22 protein-coding genes are annotated in these 15830 nt (G+C 43.6%); 1 reads left to right on the forward strand and 21 read right to left on the reverse strand.

Annotated elements, in window-relative coordinates:
* Positions 1–24: 24 nt before the first annotated feature.
* The 3 genes from MKX41_RS09755 to MKX41_RS09765 form a co-directional block, all read right to left on the reverse strand.
* Positions 25–441 (reverse strand): SLATT domain-containing protein, encoded by a 417-nt coding sequence (locus MKX41_RS09755; RefSeq protein WP_340970006.1) that lies wholly within the window; start codon positions 439–441, stop codon positions 25–27.
* 259 nt (positions 442–700) lie between these two features.
* Positions 701–1126, reverse strand: coding sequence for a hypothetical protein (locus MKX41_RS09760; RefSeq protein ID WP_340970008.1), 426 nt, complete (start codon positions 1124–1126; stop codon positions 701–703).
* A 480-nt stretch (positions 1127–1606) separates the two neighbouring features.
* On the reverse strand, positions 1607–2218 hold the full coding sequence (locus MKX41_RS09765) for a restriction endonuclease (protein ID WP_340970010.1): 612 nt from the start codon (positions 2216–2218) through the stop codon (positions 1607–1609).
* 109 nt (positions 2219–2327) lie between these two features.
* Here MKX41_RS09765 and MKX41_RS09770 point away from each other — a divergent pair, with 109 nt between their 5' ends.
* Positions 2328–2666: a hypothetical protein gene (locus tag MKX41_RS09770; RefSeq protein WP_340970013.1), complete on the forward strand. Its 339-nt coding sequence runs from the start codon at positions 2328–2330 to the stop codon at positions 2664–2666.
* A gap of 140 nt (positions 2667–2806) precedes the next feature.
* Here MKX41_RS09770 and MKX41_RS09775 read toward each other — a convergent pair whose 3' ends face one another.
* The 18 genes from MKX41_RS09775 to MKX41_RS09860 all read right to left on the reverse strand — a co-directional run bounded on the left by MKX41_RS09775 (position 2807) and on the right by MKX41_RS09860 (position 15807).
* Positions 2807–4486: an ATP-dependent nuclease gene (locus MKX41_RS09775; protein ID WP_340970015.1), complete on the reverse strand. Its 1680-nt coding sequence runs from the start codon at positions 4484–4486 to the stop codon at positions 2807–2809.
* A 17-nt stretch (positions 4487–4503) separates the two neighbouring features.
* On the reverse strand, positions 4504–5583 hold the full coding sequence (locus MKX41_RS09780) for an HNH endonuclease (RefSeq protein WP_340970017.1): 1080 nt from the start codon (positions 5581–5583) through the stop codon (positions 4504–4506).
* Between the two features lie 99 nt (positions 5584–5682).
* The gene (locus MKX41_RS09785) at positions 5683–6165 is read right to left on the reverse strand and encodes an ArpU family phage packaging/lysis transcriptional regulator (RefSeq protein ID WP_340970019.1); all 483 of its coding nucleotides are present in this window, start codon (positions 6163–6165) and stop codon (positions 5683–5685) included.
* Positions 6166–6612: 447 nt separating this feature from the next.
* Positions 6613–7437 (reverse strand): hypothetical protein, encoded by an 825-nt coding sequence (locus MKX41_RS09790; protein WP_340970021.1) that lies wholly within the window; start codon positions 7435–7437, stop codon positions 6613–6615.
* A 23-nt stretch (positions 7438–7460) separates the two neighbouring features.
* Positions 7461–7874 carry a RusA family crossover junction endodeoxyribonuclease gene (locus MKX41_RS09795; protein WP_340970023.1) on the reverse strand — a complete coding sequence of 138 codons (414 nt, stop codon included), beginning with the start codon at positions 7872–7874 and terminating at the stop codon, positions 7461–7463.
* Positions 7825–8022, reverse strand: a complete 198-nt coding sequence (locus MKX41_RS09800; RefSeq protein WP_340970026.1) for a hypothetical protein — start codon at positions 8020–8022, stop codon at positions 7825–7827. The genes MKX41_RS09795 and MKX41_RS09800 overlap by 50 nt, the downstream gene beginning before the upstream one ends.
* Positions 7994–8182: a hypothetical protein gene (locus MKX41_RS09805; protein WP_340970028.1), complete on the reverse strand. Its 189-nt coding sequence runs from the start codon at positions 8180–8182 to the stop codon at positions 7994–7996. The genes MKX41_RS09800 and MKX41_RS09805 overlap by 29 nt, the downstream gene beginning before the upstream one ends.
* Positions 8183–8205: 23 nt before the next feature.
* On the reverse strand, positions 8206–8376 hold the full coding sequence (locus MKX41_RS09810) for a DUF6906 family protein (protein WP_340970030.1): 171 nt from the start codon (positions 8374–8376) through the stop codon (positions 8206–8208).
* Positions 8315–8611: a hypothetical protein gene (locus tag MKX41_RS09815; RefSeq protein ID WP_340970032.1), complete on the reverse strand. Its 297-nt coding sequence runs from the start codon at positions 8609–8611 to the stop codon at positions 8315–8317. Before MKX41_RS09815 ends, MKX41_RS09810 begins: the two co-directional genes overlap by 62 nt.
* A 10-nt stretch (positions 8612–8621) precedes the next feature.
* Complete coding sequence (gene dnaB, locus MKX41_RS09820; protein WP_340974865.1) at positions 8622–10040, reverse strand: replicative DNA helicase; 1419 nt, start codon at positions 10038–10040, stop codon at positions 8622–8624.
* On the reverse strand, positions 10033–10377 hold the full coding sequence (locus MKX41_RS09825; RefSeq protein WP_326046267.1) for a hypothetical protein: 345 nt from the start codon (positions 10375–10377) through the stop codon (positions 10033–10035). Before MKX41_RS09825 ends, dnaB begins: the two co-directional genes overlap by 8 nt.
* Entirely contained in the window at positions 10364–11344 is a 981-nt protein-coding gene (locus MKX41_RS09830) for a hypothetical protein (RefSeq protein WP_340970034.1), read from the reverse strand. The genes MKX41_RS09825 and MKX41_RS09830 overlap by 14 nt, the downstream gene beginning before the upstream one ends.
* 27 nt (positions 11345–11371) lie before the next feature.
* Positions 11372–11551, reverse strand: a complete 180-nt coding sequence (locus MKX41_RS09835) for a hypothetical protein (protein WP_340970037.1) — start codon at positions 11549–11551, stop codon at positions 11372–11374.
* Positions 11548–12255: an MBL fold metallo-hydrolase gene (locus MKX41_RS09840; protein WP_340970039.1), complete on the reverse strand. Its 708-nt coding sequence runs from the start codon at positions 12253–12255 to the stop codon at positions 11548–11550. Before MKX41_RS09840 ends, MKX41_RS09835 begins: the two co-directional genes overlap by 4 nt.
* Positions 12255–13304, reverse strand: a complete 1050-nt coding sequence (locus tag MKX41_RS09845) for a recombinase RecT (protein WP_340970042.1) — start codon at positions 13302–13304, stop codon at positions 12255–12257. The genes MKX41_RS09840 and MKX41_RS09845 overlap by 1 nt, the downstream gene beginning before the upstream one ends.
* A gap of 17 nt (positions 13305–13321) precedes the next feature.
* Complete coding sequence (locus MKX41_RS09850; protein WP_340970044.1) at positions 13322–13561, reverse strand: hypothetical protein; 240 nt, start codon at positions 13559–13561, stop codon at positions 13322–13324.
* Positions 13562–15550 (reverse strand): hypothetical protein, encoded by a 1989-nt coding sequence (locus tag MKX41_RS09855; RefSeq protein WP_340970046.1) that lies wholly within the window; start codon positions 15548–15550, stop codon positions 13562–13564.
* The gene (locus tag MKX41_RS09860) at positions 15547–15807 is read right to left on the reverse strand and encodes a hypothetical protein (RefSeq protein ID WP_340970048.1); all 261 of its coding nucleotides are present in this window, start codon (positions 15805–15807) and stop codon (positions 15547–15549) included. Before MKX41_RS09860 ends, MKX41_RS09855 begins: the two co-directional genes overlap by 4 nt.
* Positions 15808–15830 lie beyond the last annotated feature (23 nt).

Below are 15830 nucleotides of genomic sequence, written 5' to 3' on the forward strand. Positions count from 1 at the left end.
AAAAAAACACCTTTCGGTGTTTTATCATTTTTTAAAGTTAATTACGCTCTCCGCATGATTACGGATTATTATTTGCAATCTATTTTTAAGATTAAGAAGTGATTCTTCGGTCACATTAATGAGTGGAACAGAATTAATATAAAACAATATTTCACTCTCAAGAAGTCTCAAGTCAAAAAAGGTTCTGCTAAGATGCGAGATTTGATCCTCATATTTATGGAATGCTCTAACCCCACCAGAAGCTGTTAAAATTGCGCCAAGTACAACGGCAATAGTGTTAGCTCCAGGTAGTTCCTTTATTCCAAGAACTATAGTTATAGCAGCTGACAACACTAGCATAAAGGCGTTTGACATTCTGGCATCTTTTCTTCTTTGATCAAGAGCTTCAGCAGCTCCCATCATTTCTTGTTGAATCTGGGTACGAAGTTCTGTAATAAACATCTCCTTGTCAATCAGTACAATCCCCTCCTGACAAGATCATACAACATCTTCCATCACCCAACAATGATCATCCGATCGGTAGCTCTTTGAGTTGAGTTGGTTTTTCATCTTTAGGTATACGGAAACTCAGCAGGAGACGAATAGAAACGGCCCGTCCTGCTCTTTTCCGCCCTCACTACTGCGAACATATATTCTCACATTTAAGCTCTCAGAACGGCTCACAGAAGGCTACATAGAGGCATGAAAAAAGCACCTATTATCAGGTGCTTAAAGTAGCAAACATTTCCTTTATATGTTCTCGGTACCGGTACGCCCAATGGATATTTCCATCCTTTTCACTATTGAGTACAAGTTCAGTGTTATCCCTAAGAATAATCCTCAACTCAACACTTTCCCTCTCTGAATCTGGATACAGCTCTAATTTAGCTATTTCCTTAATATCCCATACCTCAAATTTATATATATAGCTGTTTTCGACACATGAGGCTCTCCAAATTTTCTTATTCTTTGAAAGAATAATTATTTCTTCCTCATCACCTTCTGCTGTAGAAAATAAATTTTTAGGGTAAAAGAAAGCTATTGAGTCCTTAGAATGTTCTTTATTCACTGCGAATAGTAGCTTCTGAGCCTTCTGATTTAATTGATAGGCTGAATTAACAAAATAATCTATTGCAATCCCCGACATCTTTTCCACCTCCCTTCGACATCATAATTTCGACGCTAGGAAGGTTTTCCCTTCTGACATTTCATTCTGCCACAAAACTGTGCTGTTCCTTCCCAACGGCCCCATATGCAGCTTTTACACTTAGTCGGCTGCTGGGGCGGATCTTTTAACCGCCGCTGCTGTTGCTTCTTCTTCTTCAAATTAATTCCCCCAATAAAAAAAGCCGCCCATTAATGAGCGACTTCAGCTTTGATATGTACGCTTTTCAGCGATAAAATTACGCTTTGAGCAAAATTCACACTCCTTATAAGAACGGCGTCCGCTCCGCATCCGCAGCAAATGCGCTGCGCTCTTTGCTCAAAATCTTTACGGACTTTGTTACAAAGGAGGACAAGACCATTTTACTGAGCCAATGAAATAAGAGTCAAAACCACCGACAATGAAAATAAGGCTTGAGCACGTCTATTCACATATCATTCTTTTTTTTGCTCACTATTTCGCTTAAGCGCTTGTCTTAGCATTATTGACTTTTTTAGCAGCCGTCATCTTCTCTCTCATTTGCAGAAGCATTTCAATAAGCTCTTCACGGCCGATGAGACGCACATTATTTGACTTTGCTAGCTTATAAGCCTGTTCAGTATAATCTCTGTTCGTTACAACCCAAGCAGCTGAAGCACCGTAATGTGAAACTGCCCCACGAACCTCTTGCACTGCCTTCAGCCCGACATTTTTACTGTAGCGTTTGGCTTGGACAACAATTTTTTTGCCGTCTTTGGATAAAACCAGATCAGCACCGTAGTCACCCGCTGCTTGTGTAACTTCAGCTTTGTATCCTTGAGATCGAAAGAGATGACCAAGGTATTTCTCGAACTGAACACCTTCCATTTTATCAATTTCAGCGATACCGGATTTCTTTAAGCGTTCAGCACGCTTTTGCCCTATCACAATCATTAATGAAACTACAACAGCCACGCCAACAACCGCTCCAATTATAGCCCCCTGTAAGGTTTTGGTTAAATAGTATCCTCCAAGTGCTAACCCCATTGCTGCTAAGCCAGCCACCCCTTGAAAAAACTCTTCTTCTTGTTTTGCCTTACTCTTTCTTCTTGCCATCTGAAACCCCTCCGCTAAAATCATCGTATAGTTCAACATTCGCTATAAAGGAAGGATTTTCCTCTATTGGTGTCGAACTTTAGACCTATAAAGGGAGGCGGCGAGTAAAATGGCAAATGTTCTATATCGCTATGAAGGAATTAATTATAGCATTGCTGTAATTCCAATAGGTGAACAGTTCGACGTTCGTTTTATGTTTAGAGACAGAGAATGGAGTACTTCAATAGAAGTCTGCAATTCTAAAAGCCATGCCATTCATGGGGCTGAGCATTTTCCAGAGTACTACCAGCTCGCTCTCCAATATGATTATAAGTTGCACCACTTGGAATTTGTTCATCCAGATGGAAGAACAGTAGATCTGACGTGTGCAATGGACATGGATCGAACTAAAGAATCATTTGAACTACTTTTAATTAATGGCGAAGAAGTCAACCCAATGATCAGTTAAAGAAAAAGCGAGAGGAGGTACGTCCGGGGTGCAGCCGTACGAGTCACTCTCGCCTGATCTCCACAGTACAAATATATCATGTTTAAAGCCAAATGAACGGCCATTGTGCGGTCAATTTTCGGTCAAAAATCGGCCATACATTATTTTGACAAGAAAAGAGAAATCTGATCAGCTATGGGTTTCAGTTTCTTCGGAGAATTTTTTAGAATTTGTGTTGCTATGATTTCTCCATGGTAAACTTTAGAATATACTAATTCATATTTTTCGAAAAGAAATTCCAAGACTTTGCTACCCTTTACATCTCTTAATGGCAACTCACTTGTTTTTGGGTATAGGGTTCTGTCTTCATTATTCTGCATTATAACGTTTAGATGTTCTTCAATTATCTCATTATTTATTTGTAGTTCTGGTTTAATTCCATTTATCACACTGCAAATTTCGTCATAACAATCTAAAAAATAATTCTCGATTTCCCGTCTTTCTAGGATATATATATGCTCACCATAAGCATCATGAAGAGCACTTATTTGCTCCTCGTTTCTTTCATCCTTATCAATAACAATTAGGTAAGGTATAGGTGCTTCTTTCGACAGTCCCTCCATAATTAATTTTAATTTAGCAGCATTATTGTTCATAGCTCCTCTTTTTGTAAAATCCTTGCCTGTACCCTTCATGTTTAAAATAATGTAATTATATCCTAGTTGTCTCATCCCGAATTCTTTTAGCAAAATGGGTAATATTAATTCCTCAGTTTCTCCTTCAACAAAAATAATTTTATCAGCAAAAGAAAAATCACTGTTAAATAGGCCTATCTCATTTAAAACATCTTTGTACTTGTTTAAAGAGGTATACGTTGACTGTCTGTTTTCCTTCTTAACGAGAAAAAGCTGCTTTTCGACAGGATAATTAATCAGGATCGAAGAATGAGTGGTGAATACAAACTGGTGCATAGGATGTAGTGATGATAAGTCATAAATTGCTTTTTCTGCAGAAGGATGTAAAAAGGTTTGAGGTTCATCATAAAAAACAACTTTATTTTCTTCTGAATGTAGAACTGATAATAATATAAGCGTTTGTGTGTATCCACTTCCACATTCACTAAGAGGAATAGCATAATCTAAATCTTTAAATTGAAGTTCAATTCTGGTTTGGTTATTAAAAAAAATTGTTTTCAGACCTGATACATCTGGAAATACCTTCGAGAAGTCCGTTGCGATTAAATCGAATATCTTTTCACTATTATTATGTAAAAATAACAGATGACTATTTAAATTACTTGCATTATTAGAAAGAACCTCGCTATCTGAAATTACTTCTAGTCCTGGTGTATTTCTAGATCCACTAATAAATATAAAATACTGAGAGAGTTCTGTAAAAAACAAATCATATGAACTGTGCCCCATATGTGTTGAAGCATTTTTACAATTCTCAACTTTTAAATTCATATCATTTCCTACTTGAAGTATTGGTGTACATTTTGAACCGGAGATAATGTCTTCGATAGAAAACAACAATAAACCCCTTTCAATATAAAAACTGATTAATAAATCACCTGTGGAAGTTTGTCCAAATATTTTATGGATTACAGATTGAGAATTTTGTAGATTAATACGCATGTCAAGTTTAAATCCCTGGTCTAATATACTAGAGTAGTCATTATGGTAACTATGAAAAAATACTTTGCTTAACGCTTCAATAAACGCAGTTTTGCCAGCATTGTTTTTCCCTGCAAGAACAGTGAATTTCGATCCTACGCTTATAGTTCCAGAGTCCACTATACTTTTATAATTTCTAATTCTCATACTATTTAAATTGATCATAAGTGGTGATTTCCCCTTCAGGAAGTTGATTTTTGTCCAACTGCTTTTCTTTTAAGTATTTGAACATCCCTTTTATCATCTACCAAGTGCATTTTTCTGTGACAGTTTGGACATAAACCCACGGTATTCTCAATTGAATCTAATCCGCCTCTTGCAAGCCAATCAATATGGTGCGTTTCCAAGAAATATCTTCCCGTCTTATCTTTAAAAGGTCCATTGCTCTCGCATAACTGACAAACTCCATTAGCAAGACGTTTTGCCAACTCCGAGACCAAAGGATCTCTATAGTAAACCGTTGATTCACTGGTGACAGTTCTGTTCTTTGACTTATCTTTCTTAGCTCTTAACCATAATTGCTCATCAGTTAATTTCCTAACTCTCTTTTCTTTCTCCAATTGATTCTGTTCAATGATACCCTCATCAAATTTAAATTCACTATTCTCTAATAAAGAAAGAGGGAAGATCCATACCTTTCTATAATTATCTTCCTGATCATATTGATAATCTTCGAAGGGATCACTATTTAATTTAACCCGCCCTCGATATATGTATTGTTTTTCTATATAAACTTCAAAAAGATGCAATTCAACATTAGTACCCCTTGATATATTTAGAGTTTTATTTTGCATGAAATTAATATCTTGATCTCCTATAAGCCCCATACCGGTATAGTTAAGCACTGGTCCATCCCAAAAATCATCATACGTTCCGGTAGTATGATCAGAGACTAATACAAGAGAATTCGTTTTAAGCGATCTTCTCATCCCACCTTGAGGGGAACACTTAAATATATTACATAATGTAGTATTGTCTATGATCTTGCCGATTGTAAGCTCACCTATAGACTTTGGTCTTTTGTAATGATCGAGTAACTCATAATACCCGTTGTTTTTAGAGACAAAGTAATTCTTTATTGTGGGGCTATGTGAATCAGTAGCTGCATTTGGTAAAGTTGCATTTATGTAATTATCAGAAGGCTCCCACCCTTTTTTTTCTATGAATTCTCGGATGTTCGAAGTATTGAAGATTTCAGGTATTTCTCCTCGATTCACAGCATCTACTATCTCTAGGTTTAAACCCTTCCCATATTTGACCATGTTAGACCTCTCTCTCAATCCACCTAATTAGTATTCTATAGATCTATATTCGCTAAAGTTCGACTTTCCCCTTTTTAAACCAAATTCAAAAAGCGACTACTAAATAGTAGTCGCTACTGAACAACTATCAACTAAAACTTCCAAACTCAGGGCACACGCCAGCACATAAATCGCCCTCGACTTCACCCGCCGATATTTCCTATCGCTCATACCCAGTTCTCCACACAGAATGGAATCATACTCATCTTCATGCTCCAGATAACGTAGTTGTATGATCTCTCGCTCTGCCTTTTTTAGTCGCACCATTGCCAAATCTAAGAGCTTAGACTGCCGCTCAAGCTCAATTTCCCTATCCGTATTCCATACCGCAATATTCTCAGTCGTCCGACTAATTGCATTGGTTGATCCATGATATCGCGGCTCCGGGCTGGCCGTGAGCGCCGCCTGGCGCCGCACGAAGCCAATCTGCCGGTACACACGAACCGTTTCCAAATATTCCTCCACTCTACGACGGGTTTCCTTTTCGTCGATCGGGAGGATGTCAAAAGCCAGTTGGATTGCTAATTTGTCGCTTTTCCCCATGATAATCCCCTCACTCGTGGTATAATTCGAATGAAGGTATTAGATTGAACCCCCGCCCCGACCAAGGATATGGGGGTCTTTGGTTTGCAAAACACAAAATATTAAGTATAATGTTATTGTCGAAACGCTAAGGCGTCTGTACAGGATGGCTACCTGGCACTGATGATGGCAGGCCAAGCGCTTTATAAAGTTTTCTTTATGTGTATTTATACTTTAGGAGCGTGGTTATCTATGAAAATTAATATTACCGCACATTTTAACATTGATATTACTTTATCTCTTCATCTGTTAGCCGTAGCCAGTCTTGCTTATGAACTCAGTTCACTGACGAGCTCGTGAAATTCGAGCGAAAAGTATCTGTACTAAGACACCTTATGGTGTCTTTTTTTATTTTTTAATCATAGTAATTACCATCTAACCGATCTGCCCCTGCAAGAGAAAAGCAGCTTACGCTGCTCCCCCGCCACCCTTCATTTTCTTTGCTGCCAGCTTGCGATATGCCGTCCATCTGGTTGACAATTGCCCACTGGTCATGCCATTCTCATTAGCGATTTCGCGCCAAGTCTTATCTTCATTGATACGTTTCTCCAGAAGAACAGGGAACGGGATTGGCTGTCCTTCATATTCGACTTCAGGAAAGATTGGGCGTTCAGCAAGGATAAAAGCGTCCAGTTCTTCCTTACTTGTCTCATCTGCAGCAGCTTCACCAAGATCAGAGTTTTCACCTTTCAAGACTTGTTCCCTTGATTCATCTGGATCACCCTCGTTATCTTGGCTGTCAGTTCCAGCTCCATCATTCATCCAATTCGGTTCGAGTTCTGGGCCCTCTGAATGCTTATCAGAACCGCCATCATTATTATCTTCTTCAGATGATTGAACACCATTAGTGTCTTCTTCTGCATTCGGATCAGCAATTTCAAAATTTTCATCCTTCTGCTCGCCGCTCGATGCACCTTCTTGCTGCTCGAAGAGATTACCTTGATCGGGATCTTCTTCACCGATCTTATCTGTGCTCATCACGACACCAGAAGCATCAGTGGTTACACGGCGGCCTGTAACCTCACGATAGACCTCATCTTCTTCGCTGAAATCAAAGGCAGCCTGTGGGTCGCCAAGGAATACGTTAACTTCTTCCCCTTGATTACTGCTCAGGAAGAGCAAGTGCGGCAGTGCTGCCTTCAGTGGAATTAGTAGTTTAACCTCAACACTGGACTCTCCAATTTTAATGCCCTTAGCAATTTCTCCTGTAAATTTCGCGTGATCCTTCATCATTCGAATCATTCCCCCTCGGTTTTTTATTGGAGTTGCTTGATTTTCACTTCAATGCGCGGTCTAGCGCTGTATCGCTTACGGACAAAAGCGTCCACTACCTGGCTATCATCCTTCCAGATGATGCCCTTCAGCGCATCCTTAACACCCTTCAGATAGTTGTCCGCATCAGGCTTAGTCACTGGGAGAATATCACCACGCTCTGCAGCCGCTGCTTTTTTCTGACTAAAGCTCTTAGGTGTTGAGCGGAAGGCAGTAACCGCAATTCCGAGAGGTCCTTCCAGCAGTGCTGCTGGCGCATGTTCACTAGCAGCCAATCGGACGTAATCCTTATAATCTCTTGATTTAGCGGGATCATAGGCTCTCGGGAATCCACCGGCAGTGCTAAATTTAGGCCGGCCCTGGGCGACCGGTTCTCCGTAAACCGTAAACTGAATCATTACGTTTCCCCCCTCGTTGCTTAACCGGCATCATCGCTGTATCAAGCACATACACCATACCTGCCATCGCCCCAGTCTCATCCATAACAACGAAGTAATTTTGCTGCTGGAAGAACGGATCAATTGACTTGCGCTTCTTTACAAACATTAAGATCGACTCCCCTCATTCGTATACCGATTGCTAACTCAAACTCAGCAATACCCTCGTCCACTTCCGCTGGATCCATATCCGAAAACTCAGCTAGCAGATCCGCATGTCCCTGAGCAACTCCAGTATCTATATAATGACGACGCATCTGGTTATACACGTGCCAGTAATTCCGCCCACTCATTAGGCACCCTTGCGGATCGTCCGCTTCTTCGTCTTCCCTTCGACGCTGATCTTGGGGATCAACACCAGTTCCGCTGGCGTCTCCCGCTCAACCAGCCAATTATCCGGATTAAGCCGACTGGCCCGGATCGATTCCTTCTGTCGGCGCGTCGGCCGCTTTCCCTGCTTCATAATCTCCATCCCCCTTATTCAGCTGCTTCCACTCTTCAGGCCACACATACTGCCCGTCAATCATCTGTACGACGATAGAATCACCGCCATCTGTCACCCGTACCTCGCGGAACATCCCTGCCTTACCGTGAAGCTGTGTATAGCGATAAACTTCCTCCGGAGTGTTCAGTGTCACCGAAGGTGTATGCCAGCCGCCCGGTTCCGGGAAGCAAAACCCGTAAAATTGTTCTTCCATATTGGCTCCTTTACTGCGCCCATTTGCGCTTTTCAATGTTCTTCGCATTCCCTGCCGGCGTTTTTCCCTCATGCACATATTCGTAATTAGCAAATTTATTGAAATTCTTCATGAAGACAAGTTCGACGGTCCCCACCGGGCCGTTACGCTGCTTGGCAATAATGATTTCAATGATGTTCTTTTTCTCAGTTTCTTTGTCGTAATAATCGTCGCGATAAAGGAACGCTACAATGTCTGCATCCTGTTCAATTGCTCCCGATTCGCGAAGGTCACTCATCATTGGACGCTTGTCCTGTCGCTGCTCAACACCTCGGCTGAGTTGGGATAAGGCGATAACTGGCACTTCAAGTTCCCGGGCTATTTGCTTCAAGGTTCGGCTAATCTGTGATACCTCTTCCTGCCGGTTCGCACCGCTGCGCCCTCTACCCTGGATGAGCTGCAGATAATCGATCACGATCATTCCCAGCTTGCCTTCTTTCTTCAACCGCCGGCACTTGGCACGAATCTCATTCACCGTTATACCAGGGGTATCGTCAATGTGAATATCTGCCTCCGACAATAGCCCAACGGCCATCGCCATACGTTCCCAATCATCACCTTCAAACTTCCCTGTTCGCATACGACTAGCATCGATTTGGGCTTCAGCACAGATCATTCTTTGTACAAGCTGCGCGGCACTCATCTCCAAACTGAAGATAGCGACGGTCTCCTTCGCTCGTACTCCGACATTTTGAGCAATGTTCAGTGCAAAAGCCGTTTTACCGACCGATGGCCTTGCCGCTACGATAATTAAGTCATTTTTCTGGAATCCGGCAGTCATCTTATCGAGATCAGTAAACCCAGACTCAATCCCTGTGATTCCGCGGTTTATATCACGGACGTTGTACCGCTGCTCTGCCTCTTCCCAGACCTGCATCAATGCATCTTTGATCCCAATAAACTCACGTACCGGAACCGTCTGGTCTGAGAGTTTAGATACAGCAGTCTCAGCCATTGCAACGAACCCTTTAACATCCTGCTCCTCCCCAGCATTGCGAAGCAGATCTAGGGCCGTATCAATCGCTTGACGACGAAGGAACATCTCCTGTACTCGCTCAACATAGTAGGCTGCGTTCGCTGTTGTCGGCACTGCATGAGCCAACTTCGACAGGTAACTAACCCCACCAACCTTGTCGATTTCCTCGCTGTCCTGCAATTGTGAAGTCAGGCTGATCAAATCTATAGGCTGTTCCGCATTGCTGAGACGACGCATCGCTCTGTATATCCGTGCATGTCCTTCGTCGCTAAATTCCCCGCCTTGCAATATATCTGCCGAAGCTTCATAAGCCGACTGATCTATCAAGGACGCACCTAGTACCGCTTGCTCGGCTTGAAGGTCAACTGGCATTTCAATTCCCACTGCTGCTAAAAAAACCTCACGATCAAGCATTCGTTTCACCTCGAAGCTTCCGCATTACTGTTTCCCAGTAACCTTCAGGTGGTGGTTTATGACTAGACACCCACTCATCGAGATTGGCAAAATGTTCTGCAGCAGCTTCCTTGCTGCGCTGGCTATCTTGCAAATCGCCCAGGCGGCCACGGATGTTTGCAATCTTTGGCTCTACCGTTTCAGTCAGAATATAGCGATCAATATTCTCTTGGGCTGTTTCCGCCGGAAAATCTTTGAGATATTTATAATCTGCCTTTACCTTTTCGACGGAAGCATCAAAAAACGGGAAATGCTTCTTAATCTCTCGATAAAGCTGAGCAACTTCAACCACTTCCACGCTTCCTCTCCTCCTCGATGAACTGTTCAAGCTCGTCAATTTCTTGTTGTCGTTGGCTTTTCCGACGCTCTCTTGAGGCTCCCAGGGCGACTGTTCCCTGCTTTAAAGATGCAGGGGGAGTTAGGTACCGCTCAAGAAATGAGGACAATTCATCCCAGCAGCCATAAATCACGGTTTTGCAATACGAGAACGTCCGAATCTTGTCCGAAGGTCTCCTCCGTTTAGCTTTCTTCCGGGCAATTGCCAGATCGATGAAAAAGTATACGAGATCCAGCGGCATGGCCTCGTTCGCAATCTCACGAACATGTTCCCAATCGGCAGTAACGGAACTGAGTAGCCCATTACGTTGCATGTAATACTGTTCGATTTTAAGGACACGCTGTTCGACTGACGGTTTATCAAGATCTATTTGGCCTGTGGAGACGGCACCCACAGCGGCGGTCAGCACCCCGGATCTTGAACTCAACTCTTTTTGATCATCTTCTTCCAAACCATTAATCCATCTATCAATCAAAATCTTTATAATATCTTTATTAGATCGGAAGTTTTCTTCCGGGTGATCGGAAGTTTTCTTCCTATCTCCATCCTCCAGATCGGAAGTTTTTTTCCTATCTCCATCGTCAGAGTGGAAGTTTACTTCCGGTCTATTTTGATACTTTTTTGAGTTCCGAACACTGAAAATAAGTCCATATGGAGCGCGGGTCACTCGTATGTAACCATGCTCCTCTAATCTTTTAATCCAATCGCGGATTGTTCTTCCGGTCACTCCGAAAGTTTCCTCCAACTCACTGCTGCGGATCGGCTTGTTCCCGAGGACGATACCCCAGACAGTTCCCTCTCTTTCCTTCTCCGATGTCGTGGAGCTGATACACCACAGGAAAAGCCATATCGCGCTGCCTATTTGTTTGTAATGTTGTGGCTTCAAAAGCCCTGAGTATGTCGGAAACGGGTAACTGCCTTCGGGCATTCAATCATCCCCTATAAATCATTCATATCAATCTCTATCATCCTGGAGGTAAACGATCGGATATCTCACCCGCTTCACCGTCCAGCCCGGGTAAACTCGCGCGAAGTATTCTCGTGTCTCCCGCTTAAACTCTTCTTGATCTACCTTCATCAACTTCCAGATCCGCTCCCCCATCATGCTCTGCATCACAGGTTTATCGTTGATCATCGATCTGCCACCCTCACAAGTGCGCCAGTAGTCTCCTGAATCTCTCTCTTAAAGCGCTCTGCGTCACTATTACCGTCAGACAGATGCAGTAACCAAATCTCCTCAACATTACGGGTATCATTGGCTTTCAAGAATTCTTTCACGTTCTCCAATCCGAAGTGAGAACGAAGCAGCCGTTTCTTTTGGGCAGGATGCAAGTGCCCCGCAGCCACCCGCTTGTTAACGATATCTAAGGAATAATTGCACTCCACCATGATGTGAGTAAGGTCTTTGAAACGATGACGGCAATAGTAGGTATCAGTCAGGAAGACTAGTTTATCTCCCACTGTATTGGCAAGCAGGAAGCCTAGCGGCTCCTCGACATCGTGCTGAATATCAAATGGTAGGATTGTCCATGTGCCTATCGTGAATTGCTCCAGCGCCTTAATGACCTTCAGGCGATGTCCTGACAACCCTCTGGCATCCGCCGTTCCTTGACTGGTATAAATGTTTATACCTGCTCGCATAATGTCAGGAGCAGCCTTGCTATGGTCCAGGTGCTCGTGTGTAATGAGGCAACCGGCAATGTCCGACATTCTAAAATTAAGCGCCCGTTGTATCGACTTATAAGGAAAACCGGCTTCCAGCAGAAGCACGGTATGCCCGTCAGATATGCGATAGGCGTTACCAGCGCTGCTAGAGCCGAGACATTGGATGTCAATCATTAAAATTCCATCTCTTGTTCCACAGGAGGTACATCACCAGAGAAATTATCAGGATCAGTTTCACCTGTGGAATTATCATTCGCAGGCGAGCTATTAGCTGCATCCGCCGGTGAACCATTCGGAGTAATATCAATAATCGGTCCGTTTGCATTCGCCCGAATTTCCTCTTCGACTTCCGCCTCTGCAAAATCACTTTCCATTTGCTTAAGGCGCAGGTAGTCGTCGTCAATCTTCTGAGAGTCGATAGTAATGTCGCCATAGGCGGCGCGGTAAATAGTCTTCCAGGCCATCTTGTCATACCAGCCTTCAACTGTTTCCGTGCCAACCTTTTTGTTATTTTCCCATTTGTCCTTTTCTCCGCCCCAGAATTCCGCAGAAGCATGATCAGGCTTTCTCTTTTCGATATCTTTTTTTGTCATGACGACAAGTTTGTTTTTTTCCGGAACCTTGGAAAAACTATGATAATAAAAGCCCCCAATGATATTTCCACGGTCAAATGCATTTACGATCTCGAACTCATAGCCTTCAAACTGATTCTTTGAATCCTTCTTGATCGGTTTGAACTTATCGCTCGAATAAACCAGTTCAACGGTTACGTGATCTGGAACTTCAAGACCGTATTTCGTAGCCTTAAGCTCAATCCCACGGTACCCTTCAATAAAGGTGATATCATATTTTCCAGTATGCTTATTTTTATAGGGGATTGGATTAATATGGTTAGGTTGAGAAGGGTCAAATCCAACCCTTGCCATAGCCACCACATCACGAGCAAGCTTCTCCATGTTTACGTGTTGCCAAGTTACCGGCACAGCATCACGGAACTTCTCAGACTTCTTCAACCGCTTTTCTTCAGTTGTCTTAAGAATGGCATCCAGAGCGACAAAGTAATTCTGAGCGAGACGTTTCTGAAAGTTGGTAAGGGCTACTTCTCCAACGCTGGAACCAAACTCAGAAATGACTTTGGTCATAAAGCGTTCTGATTGTGTCGGTTCTTTCTTTTCAATCTCTGCAAGTGTCATATGTTGCTTTGTTTGATCAGTGGTACTCATTAAATCGCCTCCTAAATTTAATCGCAGTAAGATCGGAAGCAGTGCGGGCATCCGGTAACAAGCTCCCGACCTGCTTTTTCAACAGTAATCCCCGATGACTCACGTCCATCGGACTTTCCCTTCCACACATGATGACCAAGTGCATATATATTTTGATTACAAGACCAACAGCGGCCATCGTTTGGCGCGAAGTGAGGATCTTGATGCTCCTCACAGTAATTTTTCTGTGCCTTAATGCTTTCCTGAACGTCGTACATTCAAATCGCCTCCTGTATAGCTGCCGTCTCAATGCGCAGCCGTTTATCTGCTTCACTTACTACCAGTCGGATCACCTGAGCGTCAGTTGCGATCAGCTGCGTCACGGCCTCGGCATTATCTACGAAGATTGGAGCCGAGAATCCGTAATGCTCACCTAATGTGTTGATGATGTCCAAACCAACATTAATTCGAGCCGCATTGTTGAGCCCACCATCATAAGGAACTCCTCTATAAAGCGTGTCGCAGACTTCCTTGATCCCGCCGTTGATTTGATCCTCAAATAGTCGAAACCGTGCGAGATTGAATTTGCTGTTGATCTTGGTATCCAGCATGCTGACCTTGGTCTTAGTGAACTCCTCGCAGAGGAACAATTCATGCTGCAGGCGTTCGTACTCTGATGCAAGTTCCCGCTCTTGTTTCTCTAGCTCCATCACCCGCATTTGCGCCCGGCGGACACTATCGAATTTGACTAGATCGCGTTCCATTTCTTCGATCTCAGCACGTTGCCGGCGAATTTCGGAACGAGCTATTGCAGCAGCATCCTCACCTGAAGTTCTCAATACTTCAATCTGCTGTTTAACTTGAGTAGCTTCAGCCTGCTTGCTCGCATATTCCGGATCTGAGGCAGGATCTTTTACACCTGCTCGAAGGACGGTTAGCTGATCATCAGCGGATGTGACCTCAGCCTGCAGGGTTTTCAGGGTACTGGTTAAACCTTCAATTTCTTCCCGTAGCCGAATGATTTCCTCCTCGAATTTCTGAGCTTCTGCCACCGCTGCTTTACCGGAATTATTGATACGCTCCTTACGCTCTGCTAGCCGACGATTAAATTCAGCCTCTGCTTTGTCGTGAGCTGCCTTAATTTGGTCTTCTGGGAGTGACTGACCGCAGGCTGGGCAATTTGCATCATGACCTTCAGGATGTTCGAAGGTAAGACTCTTCAGCTCAGCAAATTCTGTTCTCAAGCGATCTGCTTCTTGCCGACGATCAGAAACTAAGCGCTCATTCTGCTTGATACGTTGCTCTTTGTCCTCTACTGTACGGCGGTACTTATCCAGCTCGTTATGCATCCGGTTCACTTCATCACGTTTGAGAGCCAACTTATCCAACACATTGGACTGCATCCGACTCTTGATATCGATAAGCTCGCCTTCAATTTCACGAAGCCGCTTCTCCTGAACTGCCACTTCCCCGCCAGAAAGGATGCGGGACAATTCTGCCTCGCTGGATTCAACCCGGCGGCGAAGCATTGCGATATCTTCCTTGAGGAGCTCTTCATCCAGCTCCGCAACATCCGGCATTTGGCGCTGCACTTCACTGATCCGCACCGGCAGTTCCTTGATCTCCTTGTTAATCACAGCGCATCGGGAAGAAATAACCTTTTTATGTGACTCAAGGTCGCGATCTCCCAGGATACCTGGTAATGAAACAAGTTCCTTGTTACCGTAAATGACCTCGGCGTCTGTAAGATCACCGCATACTTCCAGTAACGTCTTCCGGCGTTCTTCTTTCTTTAGCTGTTCATTGAAGTAAGAAGGTGAAGTCAGGAGCTTGAATAAATCCTCTTTGATGATGGAATCAACTTCGGCGGTGTACTCTCCTTTTTTCACAGGAACACCATCAATGAAGTAATTTGTTTCATGTCCTTCGAACGCATCCGTCGCGGAACCACGTTTCTTAGTCCACTTTTCAGTAAATACTCGGCGGAAAGTACGACGGCGGCCATCGATCAAGAAAATTCCCTCCACCTCGTGCTCCAACTTGTGCTGAAGAACCTTTCCCACTCCATCCAAACCTTTAATCTCGAAGTCAGCCTTGTTCTGGCTGTCCTTACCGAACAAGAGCCAGACAAAGCCGTCGAACATAGTGGTCTTCCCAGTAGCATTGTCACCATAGACATCAGCATCCCCGCCATTAGCGGCGAGGACAAGTTCTTTAATACCTTTGAAATTACGGAGCGTTAGGCGCTCCAAAACGATACGTTTCAAGCGATTCCCTCCTCGATGGCTGCAATGCATTCATCGTGCAGCAGTAATTGTTGATCAGGTGTTTCTGGATAGCGGATACCATCCAAATAAGTCCGGATTTTGTATTCCAGCTCAGCCAATTGCTCATTGCTAAAATGATGCTGAATGGATTCCCCGCCTTGCTGGATATTTAGAACCGGAGGATTAAAGTAGGTCTCCGCATCGATGATGAAGTCAACGATTCCCTCATGTAAGAGAAATGTGTGCGTTCCACGCATGGATGAACTCCCCCTCTTGTGTA

The organism is Paenibacillus sp. FSL R5-0475 (assembly GCF_038004585.1).
Classification (GTDB): domain Bacteria; phylum Bacillota; class Bacilli; order Paenibacillales; family Paenibacillaceae; genus Paenibacillus_AQ.